Source organism: Leifsonia sp. YAF41 (genome assembly GCF_052113185.1).
Lineage (GTDB): Bacteria > Actinomycetota > Actinomycetes > Actinomycetales > Microbacteriaceae > Cryobacterium.
On the sequence record NZ_JBFRCS010000009.1, the window covers coordinates 1 to 21,742 of the forward strand.

Here is a 21,742-nt window from a genome sequence, read left to right on the forward strand (position 1 = left end):
CCCGAAACCATCTCCTACGTCGCCAAACGCACCCAAGAAGGCAAGACCCCCGAGAAGATCCTGCGCTGCCTCAAGCGCTACATCGCACGCTCACTCTTCAGGAAACTCAACGCGAACGCCACTTGACACGACCCATAGAAGCGTCGACAAGCTCGATCACCGAACTCCTACCGCCGGAACGCCTTCCGCGCCAGCCAGTTGCCGGAGAACTGTACAACCTGCACGAGCACGATGATCACGAGGACCGCGGCCCAGGTGGCGACCGGGTTGAACTGCCGGTAGCCGTAGGTGAGCGCGAAGTCTCCGAGACCACCTCCGCCAACGGCACCGGCGACGGCCGCCATGTCGACGAGCGCCACGAAGACGAAGGTGTAGCCGAGAATCAGCGGGCCGAGGGCCTCGGGCAGCAGCACGGTGAAAATGATTCGCAGCGGGCTGGCACCTACCGAGCGGGCGGCTTCAACGACGCCGGGTGAAATCGTCATCAGGTTCTGTTCGACGATGCGCGCGATGCCAAAGGTCGCCGCGAGCGAGATCGTGAAGATCACCGCTGCGTTGCCGATGCCGGTTCCGACGACCACACGGGCCAGCGGCTGAGCGGCGGCGATGAAAATGATGAACGGGATCGGCCGGACGAAGTTCACCAGCACGTTGAGAATCACCGAAATCGGGCGGTTCTCGAGGATGTTGCCTGCGCGGGTCAGATAGAGACCGAGCCCGACAATGAGGCCGCCGATCCCGCCGAAAAGCAGTGTGAGACCGACGATGTACAGTGTCTCAACGGCCGCCGTGCCGAACTGGGGAAGCAGATCGAGGAAAGCATCCATCTCTAGCGCACCTCCGTCACGGTCGTGAGCGTTCGAATGCGCGTCAGCGCCGAGTCGACAACCGCGTCGTCGGCCAAGAGTGACAGTGTCAGGTGACCGAACGGGCGTCCCTGAATCTCATGAATACCGCCGTAGACCACCTCGAAAGCGACCTGGGCTCGGGTGAGTTCGCCGAACACGGCGGTCTGGTCGACCGCTTCGTCGCGGAAGGTGAGGGTGACGATTCGACCGGCGTGACGCGCCTGCAGCGTCTCCAGTTCGGCTGCCGAGGGAACGCCCTTCACCACGGTCGAGACGAACCGGGCGGATGCGGCGTGCTGCGGATTCGAGAACACGTCGAAGACGTCGCCCCGCTCGATCACCCGTCCCTGGTCCATCACAGCGACCTTCGTCGCGATGGTCTGGATGACATCCATCTCGTGGGTGATCACGATGATCGTGACGCCGAATTCTTGGTTGATGCGTTTGAGGAGCGTGAGTACCTCATGCGTGGTCTCGGGGTCGAGTGCGCTCGTCGCTTCGTCGGCGAGAAGGATGCTGGGCGAGGTCGCAAGCGCGCGGGCGATGCCGACGCGCTGCTTCTGCCCGCCCGAGAGCTGGTCCGGGTAGGCCTTGGCCTTGTCGCCGAGTCCGACGAATTCGAGAAGCTCGGCGACCCGGGCCGTGCGCTCGGCCTTCGGCACCCGGGCGACCTCCAGCGGGTAGGCCACATTGGCCGCGACGGTGCGGGAGTTCAGCAGGTTGAACTGCTGAAAGATCATGCCGATGCCGGCCCGGACCGGCCGGAGTTCCCGCTCGGAGAGACCGGTGATACTGGTGCCGTTGACCAGGATCTGGCCGGAGGTCGACAGCTCGAGGGCGTTGACCAGACGCACAAGCGTGCTCTTGCCGGCGCCGGAGTAGCCGATGATGCCGTACACGTCGCCCGCCTCGATGGTGAGGCTCACGTCGTCGATGGCGACGACCGGCAATCCTCCCTTGGCGGTGGCGGGATAGACCTTGCTGACTCCGCGGAGTTCAACAACGGCGTGCGGGACGACTGACATGAGTTCCTTCATCGGTGCATTCACGACCAAGCAGTCCCGCTGACGCCTTGTGGGCATCAGCGGGACTGCAGGATCGTGCAGGGTGGTGCGGATAATGCGGGTGGTGCTGGGTGCTACTTCTGAGCAGCGGTGTCTTTTTCGACCTTGGCCAACGACGCTTCGAGGTCGGCAACCGGGGTCTTCAGCAGTACGGCGGTTCCGCCGGAAACCTTGAGCACGCCATCCTGAACGGCCTTCGAGTTCTGGTAGATCTCGACGAGCTTCTTGTAGGTCGCGTTGTCCTTGTCTTTGGCGCGTGCGGCGAAAACGTTGACGTAGGGCAGAGCGTTCGGGTCGCTGGGGTCATCCTTCGCGATCGCGTCGGCGAGGCTGAGACCGGCCTTGGCGACGAAGTCGTTGTTGATGACGGCTGCTGCGACATCCGGCAGCGAGGTGGGGATGAGCGCCGCCTCCAGCGCCTTAACCTGAACCTTCGACTTTTCGGTGTCGATGTCGGTCAGGTCGGAGAAGATGCTGCCGCCGCTCTTGAGCGTGATGAGCTTTGCCGACTGCAAGATCAGCAGGGCGCGAGCCTGGTTGCTGTTGTCGTTCGGAACGACGACCGTGTCCCCCTTCTTGATCTCGGCGACATCCTTGACCTTGGTCGAGTACAGGCCGAGCGGGTAGATCGCGGTGGAGCCGACCGGCACCAGATCCTGCTTCGCTGACACGTTGTAGTCGGCGAGGTAGACGATGTGCTGGAACTGGTTGAGGTCGATTTCGCCCTCGGTCAGCGCCGGGTTCGGCTGCGGGTAGTCCGAGAAGCTGACGATCTCGACGTTGATTCCTTCCTCGGCGGCAGCCTTCGTGTAGTCGGCCCAGTAGGCGTCGCCGGCGTTGACGACGCCGATCTTGACGACCTTGTCGGCACTGTCGGTCTTCTCGGCGTTGCCGCCGCCGGCCACTGCTGCGCAACCGGCGAGGAGTGCCACGAGGGGTACAACCGCGAGGGCGGCCAAAATCTTCTTCTTCACGTTTGTTACTTTCCCTTTCGCTGTGTGCGCCGGCCTGCACCGAAGTTCGATGAGAGGGCAAAATCGGCACAGAAAATCCACCGGTGCAAAAGAGTGGGGGTCTGTGCCGCTGCGTTGCGAGGCACATCAACTACGTTAGCTGGAGAAAATTCGGCCCGCTGGACGTTACGTCACACTCCGTCACAGCTTCTGCGAGCGGATGCGGTGGGTCGCGCAGTATCGCCAGCAAATGCCGAATTTCGGGCGCGGGCCACGCGGACAGCGGGTGACGAGGAGGTGATGGGCGTTGCGCCGGAACGGGGCAACCTGTGAGAGTCGAGTATGACCACGCCGCTTGCGACCATTCTGTGCGATCTTGACGGAACCCTCTACACGGGCACCATGACTTTCCCCGGCGCGGCCGACGCGCTCGACGAGTTGCGTCGCCTCGGCTGTGTTCTGAGGTTCTTTACGAACACGGATTCGAAGAGTGAGTCGCGACTTCTCGGAGAGTTGAAAGACCGCGGATTTTCCCTGACCTCGGAGGAACTCTTCACGCCGGCCAGTGCCGCCGTCAGGCTTCTCGACGCCGAACCTGAGTGCCGAGTCCTGGCGCTGGTCACACCAGACCTGGCGCCGACATTCGCACCATTCCAGAGCACCGACGGCGCCCCAATCAGCCACGTCGTTGTCGGCGACATCCGCGAGACCCTCAGCTACGCGCTACTGGATCAGGCATATCGGAGCATCCGTGGAGGGGCCGAGCTGATCGCTCTGCAGCGCGGCCCCTACTTCAAGGACGAATCGGGAGATCACATCGATACCGGCGCCGTCGTCGCCGCCCTTGAGTTCTCTACGGGAGTTCGGGCACGCGTTATCGGCAAGCCCTCCCAGGACTTCCTGCGGCTCGCGGCGGCATCTGCCGGACAAGTCGCAGCGGATGTCTGGGTGGTCGGCGACGACGCAACAACCGATATCGCGATGGGCAACGAAGCCGGGAGCGTCACCGTGCAGGTCGAGACGGGTAAGTTCGCCGATCAAGCCAATGAGCGTGTCTCCCATCCGGCGACTCATCAGATCGCATCCGTTGCCGACCTCCCGGGGCTCATCACGGCGACGATTCCACGCGACTGACGATTGATCGGCGTGCTGATGCCGTCCCGGTGAACCTAAGTGCCTCTGGTTTCGTTGTTCTCAATGGGGCTTGTGACGAACTCGAGGTCTACGGAGGCTGGGACGCACCATGAAGAGCAGCGGATTAGTGAGATATGCGGCCACGGTCGCGATTGTGTTGTTACTGGCCGGATGCTCGTCGGGCGGGGGCATGACCAACTCCGCGCCGACTTCCAGCCCGGCGCCGTCCGGCAACTCGAGCGTCACCACCTGGGCCATCACTGTCAAAGATTTCGGCTTTCAGGGGCCACCGTCGGTGCCTCCGGGCGCCACGGTGACGGTGACCAATCTGGACAACGTGGCCCACACTGTGACGGCCGACGACGGCACCTCCTTTGACGTCACGATCAAGGGCAGCGGGGACACAGCGTCCTTCAAGGCACCCACAAAGCCCGGAAGCTACGCCTACCACTGCACTTTCCACCCGGACATGCACGGGACGCTTGTTGTCACAGGAGGATCATGATGCGGCACGGAAGCACGGCGGAAATCGTCCTGAGACTGTTGGTCGCTGCGACCCTAGTGGTTGACGCCGTCGTGCATTTCCGGCTGGCGCCCGGGTACCAGCTGGCGAATCCAGGAGGAATCGGGCAGGGCAACCTGTTCTATATCGAATCGGCGGTCGCCGTCATCGTGGCGGCGTATGTGGTCATCCGCGGGAGCCGACCGGCGTATCTTGCCGCCTTACTCGTGACAGGGAGCGCCTTGGCGGCTGTCCTGCTGTCCACCTCTGTGGCGCTCCCCGCGATCGGACCGATTCCGGCCATGTATGAACCGATCTGGTATTTCGAAAAGACTCTGAGCGCCGTGGCTGAAGGGCTGGGGGCGGCCCTGTCGATCGTCGGACTCATCGCAATCCGCCGCACCGCGAGCCAGCCAGCCGTGAACAAGGACGCCTCACTATCGCGGTGACGGTGGCCACGGTACGTTCGGCGTGAAGTATGCCGCATCGGGCTCCAGCCCCGCACATTGCCCAGCTTCAGAAAGCAGATGAAACCATGCCAACTCTCATGATCTTCCACGACGTCGACGACGTTGAGCACTGGCTCGCCTCACCGCGACGGGAGGAAGTCTTCGGCCCCATGGGCATTACCGTGCGCACCTTCGTCGACCACGCGAGGAGCAACCAAGTCGGCTTAATCGTCGACGTCCCTGACCTGGATAAGTTCCAACAGATGATGCAATCCGATGTGGCGGCCGACGCGATGAAATTCGATGGTGTCCGCCCGGAGACCATGCGGATGTACTTCGAGTCCTAAGGCGAGTCGCTCAGAAGACCGGCGCACTTCAGGTCGCCGTCAGGAGTGTGCGGGTGGGTTCGCAGCCGTTTCTGTAGCGTGCATGCTCAGAACCTTACGAGCCGATGTCATCGCGCGCCCGACGACCACACGCCAAACCACTGCTCGTCACCGAACTCCTCGAATCGCTCCGCCTCGGTGAACCCCAGCTTCGCCGCGACGCGCACCGAGGCCCCGTTGGCGATCTGCGTGCAGAGCACTACCGGCTCGCCGGGGAGCGCGCCGGCGAACCAGCGAAGCCCCGCGGCGCACGCCTCAGTGGCATATCCGAATCCCCACGCCTGCGGCAGAAACATATAACCGAGCTCGGCCTCCCCGCCATCCGGGCGAATGTGACCTGGACGCTCGGCGTCACGGCGATCGAACGTCACTATGCCGATCGTCGTTCCATCGAGATCGACGACGAAGTAGCCAGGACGTCGCCCCGGAACGTCGGGCACCGCGCGCTCGAGTGCGTCGCGCGGTCGCGGGCCGCCGAGATGGGTGGACACTTCTGGCGAGCCGAACAGTTCGATAACAGCAGAACGGTCCCGAGTCTCAGACTCACGGAGCACGAGGCGCTCGGTCCTGAGCGGGCCCGGCGGCCAGGCGACGAATCCCAGATCTGCCATGCGCTCATACTAACGAAGGGTCCGGCTCCGTTACTCAGGGGTGTTGATGGTGTCCGTAACGGGAACCGTTCGTTCCGGGCGTTTAACCCTGGGCTTGCGAGCGCCGATCCCGCAGCGTCGCTAGTAGGGTGACCGGCACGTCCGCATCGTCGAGGGTCAACGCGAATTGCTTGTTGCTGGTCATGGTGACTATCAAGCCAGGGCCTTTCCTGAGTATCAGCGCAGATCTCCCCGGGATGATCCGATATCCCCAACCGCCCCATTCACTCGGAGCAAGCTCAGCAGCCTCCACCGTTTTAATGTCCTCCAACTGGATGTGCTTCAGTGGAATTCGTGACAGCGACGAGACCACGCGCAGGCCCCGCCAGTCAGCGGTCACCTGAAAGCGACTAAACGAGGCGAGAACGAGGATCACAAGGGCGATGACGGCCAGGCCGAAGATCGCCTCGGAGAGCCTGTTGTTGGCAGCCGACGTCGTGTAGATGGCGATGCCGACAGCAATCAGCGCGAGGCAGCTCCAGAGAAATAGTTTCGCCGTGATGTTCCGTGACCACGCGCCACCTTGCCCGGGCCCAATGTCGATCCTCTGCACCACATCGTGCGAGATCTGCTGCGGTTTCGGGGCGATCATGAACGGGATGAGGCCATAGGCGGCGGCCGCGAAACCTAAGACTGACCAGGCGCCGAGGACGACCTCGTACGGATCGCCGACGCTCATAGTCAAGAGCGTGTTGACAAACCACGACTGGGCTCCCGCTCCCGCGACGGCTCCTGCAATCAAGAAGCCACCTCGCCGGGTTGCCGCTCGCATGCCCGGCCACAGACCGATGACGACGGCCGCGAGAGCTGCGCCGCCGGTCATGACCAGTGCCACGGTCAGGAATTGCGGGACTGTCATAGCACCATCGGCCGGCCCCGTCCCCGACCAGTGAGAGGCAATCTCCCGGGGCAGTTGATCCCTCCAGACGATGAAGGATCCCAGCACGACGCCCAACGGGATGAACATAGTCGCAACTGCTATGACAAGTCGGACGGTTTCTGATCTCTGGGGCGTATTCGTCATGCGGATTCCGCTCCATTGATCAATTGCACGACTTCGGAGTGTGTCATCCCCAGCTTCTGGGCTTCCTTAATCAGCTGCGCCGCCAATTCTGTGATGCGAGCTAGTCCGGTGCCGGCGTCCTTGCGGACGAATGCACCCCTGCCCTGACGCATCTCGATCAGACCTTCATCGCGCAGCTCAGCGTATGCACGCAACACGGTGTGCATGTTGACCTGCAGCGCTTTCGCGAGATCCCGTGCGGGAGGGAGCCGTTCCCCCGGCACAAGAAGCCCGTCAGCGACGCTTGAACGAACCCGCTGGGCGATTTGTTGCGCCAAAGGAACTGAGGAGTTGGCGTCGACCCAGAACAACATAGAACGATTGTACTAGAACAAAATGTAATAGAACAATCATCTAACGGACAATGCCCGCCATGGCGCGGATCACCCCACAGCCAGCCAGGCCCGACCGCCAAAACGGCGATCGAGCCTGTCGAGACAGCGCACGCAGATCCTCAAACGCTCTCCGCGTTCAGGAACCCGGTCACCAGATCTCGACAGGCTCGATCAGCGGATGCGTTCGATTGCAGTGCTCTACTACTCGCCGAGCAACTCCGAGAGCTCCAGCCAACGCGTCTCGAAGCTCGCGATCGACTCTTCGAGCTCGCCGAGTTCCGTGCTCAGCTTGCCGAGGCCGGTGAAATCCGACTGGTCGTGCGTGGCCAGCTTCTCGTGCAGCGCGGCGATCTCAGCCTGACGCTTCGCGACCTTGCGGTCGATCGACGCGAGTTCCTTCTGGGCGTTGCGCAGTTCGGCGCCGCCGAGCGCTGCCTTCTTCGCGCCACCGACCGGTCCCCCGGCCTCCGTCGGCGATCCGGTCAGTGCCGATTCGCCCTTGGTGCGCAGTTGGAGGTACTGGTCGACGCCACCCGGCAGGTGGCGGAAGGCGCCATCCGCTACGGCGTACTGGTTGTCGGTGACGCGCTCAATCAGGTACCGGTCGTGCGAGACGACGAGCAGCGTGCCGGGGAAGGAATCGAGCAGGTCTTCCATCGCGGCGAGCATGTCGGTGTCGAGGTCGTTAGTGGGCTCATCGAGGATGAGAACGTTCGGCTCGTCGAGCACGATCAGCAGCAGCTGCAGGCGACGCTTCTGGCCACCCGAGAGGTCCTTGACCTGGGTCGACAGCTGCGCGCTCATGAAGCCCATGCGCTCGAGCATCTGGCCGGGCGTGATCTCCTTGCCGCCGGCGACATACGAGGTCTTCTGACGTGCGATGACCTCGCTGACGCGGTCGTTCTGGATGCCCTCCAGCTCGGCGAGCTGCTGCGTGAGCACAGCGACCTTGATGGTCTTGCCGCGCTTGACCGTGCCCTTGGTCGGCTTCACGGTTCCGGCGACCAGGCCGAGCAAGGTGCTCTTGCCGGCGCCGTTGATACCGAGGATGCCGGTGCGCTCACCCGGGGCGATCCGCCAGGTGATGTTGTTCAGCACCGTCTTCTCGCCGGTCTTCGTCGGGTAGGTGACGGTGACGTCGATCAGGTCGACGACATCCTTACCCAGACGCTGCATCGCCATCGACTGCATCGAGACGGTGTCGCGGGGCGGCGGCTCGTTCTCGATCAGTTCGTTGGCCGCGTCGATGCGGAACTTCGGCTTGGCGGTACGGGCGGGGGCGCCGCGACGCAGCCAGGCGAGCTCCTTCTTCATCAGGTTCTGACGCTTGGCTTCGACGACCGAGTTCATCCGGTCGCGCTCCACGCGCTGCAGGATGTAGGCCGCATAACCGCCTTCGAACGGTTCGATGATGCGGTCGTGCACCTCCCAGGTCTGGTTGCAGACCTCGTCGAGGAACCACCGGTCGTGAGTGACGACCACCAGGCCGCCGGAGTTCGCGGCCCAACGGGTCTTCAGGTGCCCGGCGAGCCAGGAGATGCCTTCGACGTCGAGGTGGTTAGTGGGCTCATCGAGGAAGATGACGTCGTGGTCACCGACGAGAACCGCGGCGAGGGCGACGCGGCGGCGCTGGCCACCCGACAGGTCGTCGACGAGGGCGTCCCACGGGATGTCCCGCACGAGTCCGCCGATCACGTCGCGCACCTTGGCGTCGCCGGCCCAGATGTGCTCTTCGATGCCGCCGACGATCGCGTGACCGACGGTGACGCCTTCGACGAGCTTGTCGGACTGGTCGAGCATGGCGATGGTGACGCCGCGCCTGCGGGTCACCCGGCCGGCGTCAGGCTCCATGCGCCCGGCGAGGAGCTTGAGAAAGGTGGACTTACCGTCGCCATTGCGGCCGACAACGCCCACTCGGTCGCCCTCATTGAGGCCGGCGGTGACGCTGTCGAAGATGACGCGGGTTGGAAATTCGAGGTGCAGGGACTCGGCCCCGAGCAAATGTGCCATTATCCCTTGAGCTTATCTGGCCTGGATGTGCAAGCCCTGCGGCATCCGTTGTCGCGCTCGCGGAGCTACACAAGGTTTATTCCTCATCGAGCAACGATGTCTCGCGAGCGGAGACGTCGATGACGACGCGAAGCGAAACGGATGCGCTAGACGCGCTGGCTACGCGTGCATCAGTCGCGCGCCATGCACCGGACCGGAAGCCCGCACTGCATTCACACGCAACGCCGACAGGGCTACCTGCAACTCAAGAGCGCTATCGGAGTCGGCGACCAGGAAGGCGACCGTCGGGCCAGAACCCGAGAGGATGCCGGCCAACGCGCCGTTCTCCTCGCCGAGCTCCAGCACACGGCCAAGCCCCGGTGCCAGGTGCAACGCCGGAGCCTGCAGGTCGTTGTGCAGCGACTCGGCGAGCATCGCCGGGTCGCCCGCACGCAGCGCCTGCAGCACATTCGCGTCGACGCTCGGCTGGTGGATCGCCGGAAAGATGTCCTGCGCGTGACGTTCGCGGTGCCGATCGAGCTCGGCGTAGACTCCGGGCGTCGACATGCCGAACTCGGCAATCGCCAACACCCAGTGAAACTGCCCCTTGGCCAAGGCCGGGCTGAGCTGGTCGCCGCGACCGGTGCCGATCGCGGTTCCGCCGGTGACAGCGAAGGGCACATCGGCGCCCAGCTTCGCAGCAATCGTCAGCAGCTCGTCTTTGCTGGCCTCGGTTCCCCAGAGCGCATCGCAGGCGAGAAGCGTGGCCGCGGCATCCGCTGACCCGCCGCCCATCCCGCCGGCGATCGGAACGTTCTTCGAAATCTTCAGGCGCACCCCGCCGCGATAGCCGGCCTTGCGGGCCAACGCCCGGGCCGCCTTGATCGCCAGATTGCTGCCGTCGGTAACGAGGCCTGAGGTGTCGATCGATCCGGAAAACTCGACGGAGAAGTCATCGGCCGGCGCCGCCCACACGTCTTCGTACAGCGAAACCGCCTGGAATGCCGTCGCGAGTTCGTGGTAGCCGTCGTGTTGCAGTGCACCGACCTTGAGAAAGACGTTGATCTTGCCCGGCGCTCTTGCGTGCACAACCGTTGAGGCCTCCGGGATGGTCATGAATCCAACCTAGCTCAGGCCTCGTGGCTGTGATGACGAAGCGAGGCCCGTGCCTCGGCCAGCCAGCCTTTCATCGCCTCTTTCGCCGGCGCGACGGCGGTCGCATCGTCGAGTTTCGAGTGTGTCAGCGACACGGATGTCTTGCCGCCGGAACTCGGATTGGCCATCGCGAGAATCGACGCCTTCTCCCCCGTCATCCACTTGGCGGTCACGAACTTCACGTCACGGCTGACCCGAACCGGTGGCTCGCCGAGCCCGGCACTGACCGCAGCGATCACTGCGTCGAGGGCCTCCTGCTGCGAGCCCGCCAACGTCGCTGACGCCCCCACCTCAAAGGTTCCGTCTGCGCGCTGGCCGGGCAGACGCATCCCGCGGGCCTGCTCGAAGCCCACGGTGACCATCTGACACCACCACGGAGGAACCGCGTGGTCGCTCTGCAAGAGGCCGGCGATCTGCGGATGCGTCAGGGACGTCGCCCCGGCAGCATCGAGAATCGCAAACCACTCTGCCCACGACTYGCCGGTCGCCGCGCGCAGAGCGTCGTCGCTCAGATTGTCGTGACGGCTGTTCACCGGGGTCGCGGGCATCGGGCTACTCCTCGTTCGACTCGTTCGACTCGTTCGACTCGTTCGACTCGCTCGGCTCATCCGGCCACGCCTGGGCGATCGCCAAGAAGTCGTGCACCGTGAGCTGCTCGCCGCGCGTCGTCGGGTCGATGCCGGCGGCCGACATCACCGCGGAGGCCGTCGCCGAGTCGCCGAACAGCACCGAGAGCGACTGGCGCAGCATCTTGCGGCGTTGCTGGAACGCGGCGTCGACGAGGGCGAAGGTCGCCAGGCGCAACGCCTCCGACTCGAGAGGTTCGGCCCGTCGCTCGAAGGCGACCAGAATTGAGTCGACGTTCGGCACCGGCCAGAACACCTGGCGGCTCACCTTGCCGGCGGTGCGGAAATCGCCGTACCAGGCCGCCTTGACGCTCGGGCTGCCGTACACCTTCGAGCCCGGCGCCGCGGCAATCCGCTCGCCGACCTCGGCCTGCACCATGACGACACCGGTGCGAATCGACGCAAAGTGCTCGAGCAGGTGCAGCAGCACGGGCACCGACACGTTGTAGGGCAGGTTCGCGACGAGGCTGGTCGGGTCGCCGGGCAGCTCCATCACCTTCAACGCGTCGTCACGGATGACCGTCAACGGCACCCCCGGCTGCATGAGCTCGACGGTCAGCGGAAGCTGCTCGGCCAACCGTGCGTCGATCTCGACGGCAACGACCCGGGCTCCGACCTCGGTGAGACCGAGGGTCAGTGAGCCGAGGCCCGGTCCGACTTCGACGACCGTGTCGCCGGGCGTGATCTGGGCCACCTTGACAATGCGACGCACCGTGTTGGCGTCAATGACGAAGTTTTGGCCGAGTTTCTTCGTCGGGTTGACCCCGAGCATCTCGGCCAGGTCGCGGATCTCTGCGGGCCCGAGCAGTGCGCTCGGAGCCTTGGCCGGGGCTGCCGCGTGGCGGCCGTGCTCGGGGTGACCCTCGGCGTGCGGCTGGTCGATAGGAAGGTCCGAAGACGGGTCGTTCTGTGTCTCGCTCATGCGATGCCTCCGATGGGCTGGGCGTTGTCGTCGATCTCGGCGTGATGGCCGGTCAGCGGCTGGGCATCCCAGCGGCCGTAGACGAGTTCAGTGTTTGAAGAAATCTGGGCGGCCAGCACCCCGACGTCGGTCTCGAGGTGCTCAGCCATGGCCCGCAGCGTGTTCGGCAGCAGGTACGGCGAATTCGGGCGGCCGCGGTACGGCATCGGGGTGAGGAACGGGGCATCCGTCTCAACCAGCAGCAATTCCCGCGGCGTCACGGCCAGCGCTTCGCGGAGCGCGATGGAGTTCTTGAACGTGACGGTGCCGGAGAACGAGAGGTACCAGCCGTTGTCGGCGCAGATCTTCGCCATCTCGGCGTCGCCGGAGAAGCAGTGGAACACGGTGAACTCGGGCGCACCGACACGTTTGAGGGTGCCGATCACCTCGTCGTGGGCGTCACGGTCGTGGATCTGCATCGCCACGCCGTTGGCCTTCGCGATCTCGATGTGCGCTTCGAACGAGTGGTACTGGCTGGCCCGGCCGTCTTCTCCCGTGCGGAAGAAGTCGAGTCCGGTCTCCCCCACGGCGACAACCCGCGGTTGTGCGGCGAGTTCGGCGATCTCGGCGAGGGCGTCGTCGAGGGTGCCCTCCGCGGCATAGCGCGGCGCCTCATTCGGGTGGATGGCGACGGCAGCGAGCATGCGCGGCTCCCGGGCCGCCATCAGTGCAGACCAACGGGAGGTTTCCAGGTCGTTGCCGACCTGAATCACTCCGCGCACGCCGACGCTTGAGGCGCGGTCGAGCTGGTCGAGCCACGACAGCGGGTCGTCGCCGTCGGCAATTTCCAGGTGGGTGTGGTTGTCGTAGACCCCCACGGTGAGCGGTTCCGGCAGTGGCGGGTAACTGAGATCCCGCCCCGAGGTCTGCTCGCGTTTCCGAACGTGGTCGGAATCGTTAGCCAACAGTCGCCTCGATGCGCGGGAAGAGAGCGTCGAGAGTGGTGACGTGCGTGCCGCCGGTCCACTCCCAGGCCCTGTCGATGCGCTGTTCGGTGACTGCACCGGCGCCGCCGAGCGCGGTCCACAGGGTGGCCGTCGCCTCCGGGATCACCGGCGAGAGCAGCACAGCGAGCGTGCCGAGACCGCGCACGGCGGTGTTCAACACGGTTTCCAGGCGTTCGCGGTTCGCCGGGTCCTTCGACAGCGCCCACGGCTCCTGCACGGTGATGTAGCCGTTCAGCTCATCGACGAGCTCCCAGACCGAGGCGAGCGCCTCGTGAATGGCCAGACGGTCGATCGCCTCTGAGGCGGCATCCGTCACGCGCTTCGACGTGGCCAGGATTGCCTCATCGGCCTCGGTCAGCGCACCGGCAGCAGGGATCTCGCCCTCGCAGTAGCGGTTGACCATGGCGATCACGCGCGAGGCAAGGTTGCCGAAGCCGTTCGCGAGTTCTGACTGGTAGCGGGCCGAGAGGTCTTCCCACGAGAACGAGCCGTCCTGGCCGAAGCTGATGGCTCGCATGAAGTAGTAACGGAACGCGTCGGCGCCGAAGGTGTCGGTGATCTGGCTCGGCGCAATGCCGGTCAGCTTCGACTTCGACATCTTCTCTCCGCCGACGAGCAGCCAGCCGTGACCGAAGACCTGCGTCGGCACCTCGATGCCGGCGGCCATCAGCATGGCCGGCCAGATCACGGCGTGGAAGCGCAGGATGTCTTTGCCGACGATGTGGGTTGCCGGCCACAGCTCGGCGAACTTCTCGTCGTCGTGGCCGTAACCGGCGGCGGTGATGTAGTTCAGCAGAGCGTCGAACCAGACGTAGACGACATTGCTCTCGTCCCACGGAACCTTGATGCCCCAGTCGAAGCTGGAGCGGGAAATCGACAGGTCGCTCAGGCCGTTCTTGACGAATGCGATGACCTCGTTGCGCGCCGATTCGGGCTGCACGAAGGTGGGGTTCGACTCGTAGAGTTCGATCAGCTGGTCGGCGAAGGCACTCATCTTGAAGAAGTAATTCTTCTCGTGCAGCAGTTCGACCGGCTTCGAGTGGATGGCGCAGACCTGCTGGCCCGCGAATTCGCCGGTGCCGTCGACGAGGTCGCTCGGCTGCTTGTACTCCTCGCAGCCGACGCAGTAGAAGCCCTCGTACTCGCCGGTGTAGATGTGCCCGGAGTCGTAGAGGTGCTGCAAGAACTTGGCGGCGTTCACTTCGTGACGCGCGTCGGTGGTGCGGATGAAGTCGTCGTTTGCGATGTTGACGGTGTCCAGCAACGGCTTCCACGCGGTCTCGACCAGACGGTCGACCCACTCCTTGGGCGTGGTGCCGTTCGCGGTCGCGGTGCGCAGGATCTTCTGGCCGTGCTCATCGGTTCCGGTGAGCAGCCAGGACTTCTCGCCCTTCTGGCGGTGCCAGCGGGCTAGAACGTCCGCGGCCACCTCCGTATAGGCGTGCCCGATGTGCGGGACATCATTCACGTAGAAGATCGGCGTGGTGATGTAGAAAGAGGAGCCATCGGACATTCTCATATCTTATTGGGAGCTGAAGGCCTGCCGCTGACGCTCACTCGGCCCCCGGGGTCGCGGCTTGCGAAGTCTCCTCCGCTTCGCCGGGCACCGGTGGTTCGAATTCGGCGTCGAAGCCCGGCTTCGGATGCGGGTGGCCGGGCAGATGCCCGATCACCGGCGGCAGCGCTTCGACCGTGTGCGGCACCGGCGGGCGGTTCGGATCGTCTTTGGTCGCCTCGGTCTCCCGCATGTCGATGCCTCGCACTTTCTGGCGGGCGTAGCCGACCGGCAGCATGCTGAGCACGATCTTGCCGTGGGCGTGACCGACGTCCAGCTCACGGTAGGCATCCTGCACGTGTTCGAGCGGATAGATCGCCGCGACGGGCACAGAAATCTGGTGGTTCGCCACCATCACCGCCACGTTCGCGAGGTCGGTCTCGTCGGTGGATTCCGCATTCATCAGGGATTCGTCGCCCAGGTGATCGAGTTCAGAATCGATGCCCTCCGGAGCGAGCGCGGCGAGCCGGAGTTCGAGGCCCGGGCCGTATTCGACCGGCACGACGCCAATCTGACGCAGGTGGTCGAAGTGTTCGCGGCTTGCGGTTCCGATCACCGTCGCCCCGCGCAACCGGGCAAGCTGAGCGGCGATTCCGCCCACGGCGCCGGCCGCGGCATGCACGAGCACCGTCTCCCCAGGCACCGGATTCGCCGCCGCGACGGCTTCCCACGCGTTCGTGGCCGCAACGTACAGGCTGCCGGCGATCTCCCAGGCGAGGTGCTCCGGCTTGTGCAGAACATTTCCGGCCGGAACCGTCACGAAATTCGCCTGCGCCCCACGCACCGCATGGCCGAACACCGCGTCGTTGACATTCCAGCCGACGACGCCGCTGCCGACATCGACGATGAAGCCGGCGAAATCGGTGCCCTGGCCCGACGGCAGAGAGATCGGCCAGGCGTCCTGGCGCTTGCCCTCCCGGATCGCGCTCTCGCCCGGGTTCAGCCCGGCAGCCATGACTTCGACGACGACCTGGCCGGCGCCGGCGACCGGCTTTGTCATCGGAACGAGTTCGAGTACCTCCGGGCCGCCGAATCGAGCGAACATCACCGCATGTGCCACCGCGCACCTCCGACCAGAACCCAACAGAGTTACCTTAGTGAGGATTACTCTACTAGCGCAGTGGGGGGTCTATCGGGGTGACTTTTGGCGCGACGGTCGGGAAGACCCGTCTCCTCCCGCTCGCACTATTAGTTCAGCGGGAGATCCATCGGCGTGATTTTCGGAGCCTTCGCCACACCGTTCGCGCCGTCCTTACTGCTGAGAGCCGCCTCATAGAGGTCACGCTTGCTCAAACCGGTCGCCGCCGAGACATCGGCTGCGGCATCCTTCAAACGGATACCTCCCGCCACGAGCGCGAGCACCTCGGCCACACCGGTGGCCAGGTCCATCACGCGCACCTCGGCACCGGCAATCACGATGCAGATCTCGCCCTTGACGCCGCCGGCAGCCCACTCGGCAAGCTCGGTCGCAGTGCCGCGCTTCACTTCTTCATAGAACTTCGTCAACTCGCGGCAGACCACGACGCGACGTTCGGCGCCGAACACCGTCGCGACATCCGCGAGGGACGCGGCCAACCGATTGGGCGACTCGAAGAACACCATCGTGCGTCGCTCGCTCGCAAGCTCCCGCAACGCCGAACGACGGTCGCCGGGTTTTCTCGGCAGAAATCCTTCGAAGGTGAAACGGTCGGTCGGCAGTCCGGAGACGGCGAGAGCCGTCACCACCGCCGACGGTCCGGGGATGGCGGTCACCTGAACGCCGGCTGCCGCCGCCGCGTCGACGAGGTGAAATCCTGGGTCTGACACCGTCGGCATTCCGGCGTCGCTGAGCACCAGCAGGTCGGTGTCGCGGCCGATTTCGACGAGCTCCGCGGCCTTCTGGCGCTCATTGTGGTCGTGCAGACTGATCAGCTTCGGCCGGTTCTCAATGCCGAGCGCCTTGAGCAAGTGCACCGTCACTCTGGTGTCTTCGGCGGCGACAACTGTCGCGGTGCTCAGTGCCTCGACGAGGCGGGCCGAGGCATCCCCGAGGTTTCCGATCGGTGTCGCAGCGAGAATGATCATGCTCCCAGTCTCGCAGTCCTCGCTCACTACGATGGTCAGGTGCTCGCATCTCGCTGGTTCCGCATCGTCGGGCCCCTCGCCGTTGTCCTCCTTGCGGCGGTGCTGCGACTCTGGAATTTGGGCAACCCGCATTCGCTCGTCTTCGATGAGACCTTCTATGTGAAGGATGCCTGGAGCCTCTGGAACAATGGCTATGAGTCGACCTGGCCAGAAGGAGCCGACACGCGCTTCAATGCCGGCGACACGAATATTTTCACCGACGAGGGTTCATTCGTCGTGCATCCCCCGCTCGGCAAGTGGCTGATCGCACTGGGCATGGCGGCGTTCGGCGCCGACCAGACCTGGGCGTGGCGCATCGTGACCGCGCTGATCGGCATCCTCGCCGTCGTGCTGTTGATGGTCATCGCGAAGAAGCTGTTCGGTTCAACCCTGCTCGCCACGATCGCCGGGTTCTTGATGGCGATCGACGGCAATGCGATCGTGATGTCGAGGGTGGCGATTCTCGACAATTCCGTCATGTTCTTTGCCTTGCTCGGTTTCGGTGCCGTGCTGATGGACCGGGACTGGCATGAGAAACGTTTGACAGCCTGGCTCGCCGCACGCCGAGCGGCCGGCGAGCATCCCAGCTGGGGTCCGATGTTCTGGTGGCGGCCCTGGGTGATCGCCGCAGGCCTCGCCTTCGGTCTGGCCAGTTCCGTCAAGTGGTCTGGCTTCTATTTTCTTGCGGCGTTCGGGGTCTACCTGGTTGTCGTCGATGCCCTGGCCCGGCGACGTGCCGGTGTGCCGTTCTGGCTGAGTGCCGCGGTTCTCAAGCAGGCGCCGGCGACCTTCGTGCTGTTCGTGCCGGTCGCCGCGGTGACCCTGCTCGTCTCCTGGACGGGTTGGTTCGTCACGCAAGGCGGTTTCTACCGGCAGTATGCCGCGTCGGCGGGCTCGGCCTGGACCGGCCCCTTCGCCTGGGTGCCGCACGTCTGGCAGAGCTTCTGGCACTACCAAGTCGCGATCTACCAGTACCACGTCGGCCTCTCGACCCCGCACCCCTACCAGGCGAACCCGCTCACCTGGCTGCTGATGACGCGGCCGACCAGCATGTTCTATGAGGGAACCACGCTGGGTCAGAACGGATGTGCGTCGGCCAGCTGCTCGCAGGCGATCCTCGGCGTCGCGAATCCGCTCATCTGGTGGGCGGCCACAGCAGCCATCCTCTACCTGGTCTACCGTTTCGCGCGCTACCGCCAGTGGCAGGTCGGCCTGATTCTGATGGGCATGGTCGCCGGATACCTGCCCTGGCTCGCCTACCTGGGCCGCACGGTGTTCGAGTTCTACACGATTGTGTTCGAGCCCTACCTGCTGCTCGGGCTGACTTTCGTGCTGGGTATGCTGCTGCGTGAGGGGCCGCTCTTCCTGCCTGCATCGCCCGCGCTCCCCGCTGATATGCCGGCGGATCTCCGCGCCGCACTCCACGACGAGTCAGACCGAGCGGAGGCGTCCCGTCGCACCGTCGGCATCCGCATCGTGGCGATCTTTCTCGCCGTCGCACTGCTCGTGAGCGCGTTCTTCTATCCGCTCTGGGCGGGAATTCAGGTGCCGCTGTGGTTCTGGCAGATGCATATGTGGCTGCCCAGTTGGGTGTGAGTTTGCCTCACGCGATGAAAAACTTCCGCATGTTTCCGCGGATTTTCATCAAACATATTCCACATTTAGCATATATCGACTGAGAATGCGTTGTGAAATGACGCCGGAATGCAGGGCGCGCCCATAGGATGACCGGTATCTGTTTTATGAGTAATTGCTCGACCTCCGACTGAGAAGTCAAGATCAAAACAAAGGCCTCATGTCGGACGCTACAGCTGCACCCTCGGTACGCATCATCAGAACCCGCCCGGGTGGTGACTCGAAGAATCCCACCACCGAGTACTCCTCGCTTCTGCATACAGTGCGCAACCTTGGACTGCTGCGTCGGCGCACGGGCTTCTACTGGATGGTCTTCTCGATCCTCATCGTCGCGACCGCGGGTGCCGCCACCGGTTTCGTGCTGCTCGGCGACAGCTGGTTCCAGCTGATCATCGCCGGCGCACTCGGCATCATCTTCACCCAGTTCGCGTTCCTCGCCCACGAGGCCTCGCACCGCCAGGTCTTCGAATCCGGGCCGGCCAACGACCGCGCCGGCCGCGTGCTCGCCAACCTGTTCGTCGGCATCAGCTACGCCTGGTGGATGACCAAGCACAGCCGTCACCACGCCAACCCGAATGTCATCGGCAAAGACCCTGACATCGACCCCGACTTCATCGTCTTCCTCGAAGAAGACGCGAAGAAGGTCAACTGGCTCACCTCCTTCATGACGCGCAAGCAGGGTTACTTCTTCTTCCCGCTGCTCACGCTTGAGGGCATCAACCTGCACATCCACGGCTTCCGCACCGTCTTCGGCAAGGGCAAAGTCGACAAGCGCTGGCTCGAGATCTCCATGCTCGTCACGCGCCTCGCTCTATACCTCGGCGTCATCTTCTACTTCCTCCCGCTCGGCATGGCATTCGCATTCGTCGGCGTGCAGCTGGCCGTGTTCGGCGTTTACATGGGCGCCTCGTTCGCGCCGAACCACAAGGGCATGCCGATCCTGCCGCACGAGAGCAAGGTCGACTTCCTGCGCCGCCAGGTGCTCACCTCGCGCAACATCCGCGGCGGCACCCTGATGGACACCTTCATGGGCGGCCTCAACTACCAGGTCGAGCACCACCTGTTCCCGAACATGGCTCGCCCGCACCTGAAGCGTGCGCAGGAGATCACCAAGGAATACTGCGAGAGCCACAACATCCTCTACACGGAGACGTCACTGACGCAGTCCTACAAGATCGTCGTCGAGTACCTGAACCGCGTCGGGCTGTCGGCCCGTGACCCGTTCGACTGCCCGATGGTCTCCCGGTTCAGGGTGAGGTAGTCAGCAGTTCCCTGCATCTCAAACGGATGCGCAGCCCACGCGGGCTGCGCATCCGTTTTTTGTGCGGCCTGGCGCCGGCTGCCACGCTCGGCGTGCAGCGCCGCCCGGCCAGAGGCGCGCGGGAACGGCAATAGGCTGGAGATCATGTGGTTGCCCGGAGTTCTGACCGCGGCAGCAGCCACGCTCGTCGCGTGGGGAATCCACACCCTGGTTCCGGCCGTGCCGCTTCTGACCGCGGCCGTGGCCCTCGGCATCCTCGTCGGGCAGATCCCCGCCGTCCGCCCCGCTCTGACCGGGATACTCGCGCCCGGATTGTCGGTCGCGTCGAAGCAATTCATGCGCCTGGGCATCGTGCTCTTGGGGCTGAAACTCAGTCTCGTCGACATCGCGGGCCTCGGCTGGGTGACCATTGCGACCACCGTTGCCGTCGTGCTGCTCACCTTCGCCGGCACGTTCTGGCTCGGGCGCGCCTTCAAGCTGCCCGGCCACCAGCCTCTGTTGATCGCGACCGGTTTCTCGATCTGCGGAGCCTCGGCCATCGGCGCGATGAGCAGCGTGGTCAGGGCGAAAGACGAAGAGACCGCCACTCCGATCGCACTCGTGACCCTGTGCGGCACGCTCGCCATCGCCGTGCTCCCGGCGCTCTGGCATCCGCTCGGCCTCACCGCCGTGCAGTTCGGGCACTGGGTCGGCGCCGGCGTGCACGACGTCGGCCAGGTCGTGGCCACCGCACAGATCGCCGGCTCCGCCGCTCTGGCAGTCGCCATCGTCGTGAAACTCACCCGGGTGCTCATGCTCGCCCCGATCGTGGCTGTCGCGTCGGTCCTCGAACGGCAGAAGCACGCCGTCCTGGTGGGCGCCGGCACGGCTTCGATCACGGATGGTGCGGCGAAGCGACCGCCGATCGTGCCCCTGTTCGTGGCCGGGTTCATCGCCGCCGTGCTCGTGCGCACCCTGCTGCCGGTGCCGGAGGTTGCCCTCGACGTCGCAGACACACTGCAGACCGCGCTGCTCGGAATGGCCCTGTTCGGGCTCGGCGCGGCGGTGCAACTGGGCGAACTCGCGCGCACCGGCGGGCGCGCCCTGGCAGTCGGGCTGCTCTCCTGGGCGCTGATCGCCGCTCTCGCGCTCGGCGCGGTGCAACTCGCCTAGCGCCGGTTCAACAATCTGCTGGCTTGGCCGTCTGCCGGGCCGCGTCTTTCTGAGTAACACGGTTTCGGCGGCGCGGCCGAATAGGTCGACCATGGGTCACATGACGACCACCCTCACCCCCGCCCTCGTCGGTATCTCGCACGGCACGTCCTCCCCCGACGGCCAGGCCGCGGTCGACGGGCTGATGCGCGGGGTGGCCGCCGCCCACCCCGACCTCACCGTCGCCCTCGGCTTCGTCGATGTGCAGCATCCGAACCCACCCGAGACGTTGGCTGCGCTCCCGCCACGCCTGCCGGCGATTGTGGTTCCGTTGCTGCTCTCCGCCGGGTATCACGTGCATGTCGACCTGACCCGCGCGATTGATGCCGAAACCGACCGTTCAGTGGTGCTCGCCGCGGCACTCGGACCCGACGACCGGCTCATCGCACTGCTTCAGCATCGACTGGTCCAGGCCGGATTCGGGCCCGGAGACGTGCTCCTGCTCGCCGCAGCCGGCTCCAGCGATGCGCGCGCCGTCGCCGACTGCCGGGTCGTCGCAGAACGCCTGGCCTCGGCATCCGGTCACGATGTCGCCCTCGGATTTCTCTCCGCGGCCGAGCCCCGTCTCGCCGACGCTGTCGCCGCCGCACGCGCCGCGTCGCCCGGCCGACGCATCGTCGTGAGCAGCTATCTGCTGGCTCCGGGCTACTTTCAGTCTCTCGTTGAAAAGGCCGGCGCGGATGTCGTGACGTCGCCATTGCTGACTCCAGACGAAGTCGCCCCCAAGCTGCTGATCGACGTCGTTTCCAGCCGATACCGCGAAGGATTGTAGGCCGCAACGCGCCCCGTCGCATCTGTGTGACGCAGCGCTACTTTTCGTGACCGGACGTGACTTCACGTTCTCGCGTGCGGGGGCCAACGACCCTAGTTTTACTCCATCGCAGTTACGCGGCATCCGGTTTTCGTCCGTGCCGCGTTCATCGAGGAGGAGAGCA

At 64.7% G+C, this 21,742-nt stretch carries 22 protein-coding genes; 8 read left to right on the forward strand and 14 right to left on the reverse strand.

What is annotated here, in order from left to right; all coding sequences use genetic code 11:
- Window positions 1–167: 167 nt before the first annotated feature.
- The 3 genes from AB4Y63_RS10555 to AB4Y63_RS10565 all read right to left on the reverse strand — a co-directional run bounded on the left by AB4Y63_RS10555 (window position 168) and on the right by AB4Y63_RS10565 (window position 2,886).
- Entirely contained in the window at window positions 168–827 is a 660-nt protein-coding gene (locus AB4Y63_RS10555) for a methionine ABC transporter permease (protein ID WP_441790999.1), read from the reverse strand.
- A gap of 2 nt (window positions 828–829) precedes the next feature.
- Entirely contained in the window at window positions 830–1,873 is a 1,044-nt protein-coding gene (locus AB4Y63_RS10560) for a methionine ABC transporter ATP-binding protein (RefSeq protein WP_441791447.1), read from the reverse strand.
- A 113-nt stretch (window positions 1,874–1,986) separates the two neighbouring features.
- The gene (locus AB4Y63_RS10565; protein WP_441791000.1) at window positions 1,987–2,886 is read right to left on the reverse strand and encodes a MetQ/NlpA family ABC transporter substrate-binding protein; all 900 of its coding nucleotides are present in this window, start codon (window positions 2,884–2,886) and stop codon (window positions 1,987–1,989) included.
- Between the two features lie 321 nt (window positions 2,887–3,207).
- Here AB4Y63_RS10565 and AB4Y63_RS10570 point away from each other — a divergent pair, with 321 nt between their 5' ends.
- The 4 genes from AB4Y63_RS10570 to AB4Y63_RS10585 all read left to right on the forward strand — a co-directional run bounded on the left by AB4Y63_RS10570 (window position 3,208) and on the right by AB4Y63_RS10585 (window position 5,297).
- The gene (locus AB4Y63_RS10570) at window positions 3,208–3,999 is read left to right on the forward strand and encodes an HAD-IIA family hydrolase (RefSeq protein ID WP_441791001.1); all 792 of its coding nucleotides are present in this window, start codon (window positions 3,208–3,210) and stop codon (window positions 3,997–3,999) included.
- Window positions 4,000–4,108: 109 nt separating this feature from the next.
- Complete coding sequence (locus tag AB4Y63_RS10575) at window positions 4,109–4,504, forward strand: cupredoxin domain-containing protein (RefSeq protein WP_441791002.1); 396 nt, start codon at window positions 4,109–4,111, stop codon at window positions 4,502–4,504.
- Window positions 4,501–4,950: a hypothetical protein gene (locus AB4Y63_RS10580; protein ID WP_441791003.1), complete on the forward strand. Its 450-nt coding sequence runs from the start codon at window positions 4,501–4,503 to the stop codon at window positions 4,948–4,950. Before AB4Y63_RS10575 ends, AB4Y63_RS10580 begins: the two co-directional genes overlap by 4 nt.
- A 98-nt stretch (window positions 4,951–5,048) precedes the next feature.
- Complete coding sequence (locus AB4Y63_RS10585; protein ID WP_441791004.1) at window positions 5,049–5,297, forward strand: hypothetical protein; 249 nt, start codon at window positions 5,049–5,051, stop codon at window positions 5,295–5,297.
- Window positions 5,298–5,404: 107 nt separating this feature from the next.
- On the opposite strand, the gene AB4Y63_RS10590 is transcribed toward AB4Y63_RS10585, so the two are convergent.
- The 11 genes from AB4Y63_RS10590 to rsmI form a co-directional block, all read right to left on the reverse strand.
- A complete protein-coding gene (locus tag AB4Y63_RS10590) occupies window positions 5,405–5,947 on the reverse strand; it encodes a GNAT family N-acetyltransferase (protein WP_441791005.1) in 543 nt (180 codons plus the stop codon).
- A gap of 82 nt (window positions 5,948–6,029) precedes the next feature.
- A complete protein-coding gene (locus AB4Y63_RS10595) occupies window positions 6,030–6,953 on the reverse strand; it encodes a hypothetical protein (protein ID WP_441791006.1) in 924 nt (307 codons plus the stop codon).
- 53 nt (window positions 6,954–7,006) lie between these two features.
- Window positions 7,007–7,363, reverse strand: coding sequence for a GntR family transcriptional regulator (locus AB4Y63_RS10600; RefSeq protein ID WP_441791007.1), 357 nt, complete (start codon window positions 7,361–7,363; stop codon window positions 7,007–7,009).
- A gap of 222 nt (window positions 7,364–7,585) precedes the next feature.
- Window positions 7,586–9,394 (reverse strand): ABC-F family ATP-binding cassette domain-containing protein, encoded by a 1,809-nt coding sequence (locus AB4Y63_RS10605; protein ID WP_441791008.1) that lies wholly within the window; start codon window positions 9,392–9,394, stop codon window positions 7,586–7,588.
- A gap of 159 nt (window positions 9,395–9,553) precedes the next feature.
- Window positions 9,554–10,489 carry a 4-(cytidine 5'-diphospho)-2-C-methyl-D-erythritol kinase gene (locus tag AB4Y63_RS10610; protein WP_441791009.1) on the reverse strand — a complete coding sequence of 312 codons (936 nt, stop codon included), beginning with the start codon at window positions 10,487–10,489 and terminating at the stop codon, window positions 9,554–9,556.
- Between the two features lie 14 nt (window positions 10,490–10,503).
- The gene (locus AB4Y63_RS10615) at window positions 10,504–11,076 is read right to left on the reverse strand and encodes a hypothetical protein (protein ID WP_441791010.1); all 573 of its coding nucleotides are present in this window, start codon (window positions 11,074–11,076) and stop codon (window positions 10,504–10,506) included.
- Window positions 11,077–11,080: 4 nt separating this feature from the next.
- Complete coding sequence (gene rsmA, locus AB4Y63_RS10620; protein ID WP_441791448.1) at window positions 11,081–11,926, reverse strand: 16S rRNA (adenine(1518)-N(6)/adenine(1519)-N(6))-dimethyltransferase RsmA; 846 nt, start codon at window positions 11,924–11,926, stop codon at window positions 11,081–11,083.
- A 146-nt stretch (window positions 11,927–12,072) separates the two neighbouring features.
- Complete coding sequence (locus AB4Y63_RS10625; protein WP_441791011.1) at window positions 12,073–13,020, reverse strand: TatD family hydrolase; 948 nt, start codon at window positions 13,018–13,020, stop codon at window positions 12,073–12,075.
- Window positions 13,013–14,575, reverse strand: coding sequence for a methionine--tRNA ligase (gene metG, locus AB4Y63_RS10630; RefSeq protein WP_441791012.1), 1,563 nt, complete (start codon window positions 14,573–14,575; stop codon window positions 13,013–13,015). The genes AB4Y63_RS10625 and metG overlap by 8 nt, the downstream gene beginning before the upstream one ends.
- Before the next feature lie 40 nt (window positions 14,576–14,615).
- Window positions 14,616–15,677, reverse strand: a complete 1,062-nt coding sequence (locus tag AB4Y63_RS10635; protein WP_441791013.1) for an NADP-dependent oxidoreductase — start codon at window positions 15,675–15,677, stop codon at window positions 14,616–14,618.
- Window positions 15,678–15,805: 128 nt separating this feature from the next.
- Window positions 15,806–16,681 carry a 16S rRNA (cytidine(1402)-2'-O)-methyltransferase gene (gene rsmI / locus AB4Y63_RS10640; RefSeq protein ID WP_441791014.1) on the reverse strand — a complete coding sequence of 292 codons (876 nt, stop codon included), beginning with the start codon at window positions 16,679–16,681 and terminating at the stop codon, window positions 15,806–15,808.
- A gap of 39 nt (window positions 16,682–16,720) precedes the next feature.
- Here rsmI and AB4Y63_RS10645 point away from each other — a divergent pair, with 39 nt between their 5' ends.
- The 4 genes from AB4Y63_RS10645 (at window position 16,721) to AB4Y63_RS10660 (ending at window position 21,579) form a co-directional block, all read left to right on the forward strand.
- Complete coding sequence (locus tag AB4Y63_RS10645) at window positions 16,721–18,316, forward strand: dolichyl-phosphate-mannose--protein mannosyltransferase (protein ID WP_441791015.1); 1,596 nt, start codon at window positions 16,721–16,723, stop codon at window positions 18,314–18,316.
- A 199-nt stretch (window positions 18,317–18,515) separates the two neighbouring features.
- Complete coding sequence (locus AB4Y63_RS10650; RefSeq protein ID WP_441791016.1) at window positions 18,516–19,616, forward strand: fatty acid desaturase family protein; 1,101 nt, start codon at window positions 18,516–18,518, stop codon at window positions 19,614–19,616.
- 144 nt (window positions 19,617–19,760) lie between these two features.
- Entirely contained in the window at window positions 19,761–20,768 is a 1,008-nt protein-coding gene (locus AB4Y63_RS10655) for a YeiH family protein (protein ID WP_441791017.1), read from the forward strand.
- Between the two features lie 100 nt (window positions 20,769–20,868).
- Window positions 20,869–21,579 carry a sirohydrochlorin chelatase gene (locus AB4Y63_RS10660; RefSeq protein ID WP_441791018.1) on the forward strand — a complete coding sequence of 237 codons (711 nt, stop codon included), beginning with the start codon at window positions 20,869–20,871 and terminating at the stop codon, window positions 21,577–21,579.
- Window positions 21,580–21,742 lie beyond the last annotated feature (163 nt).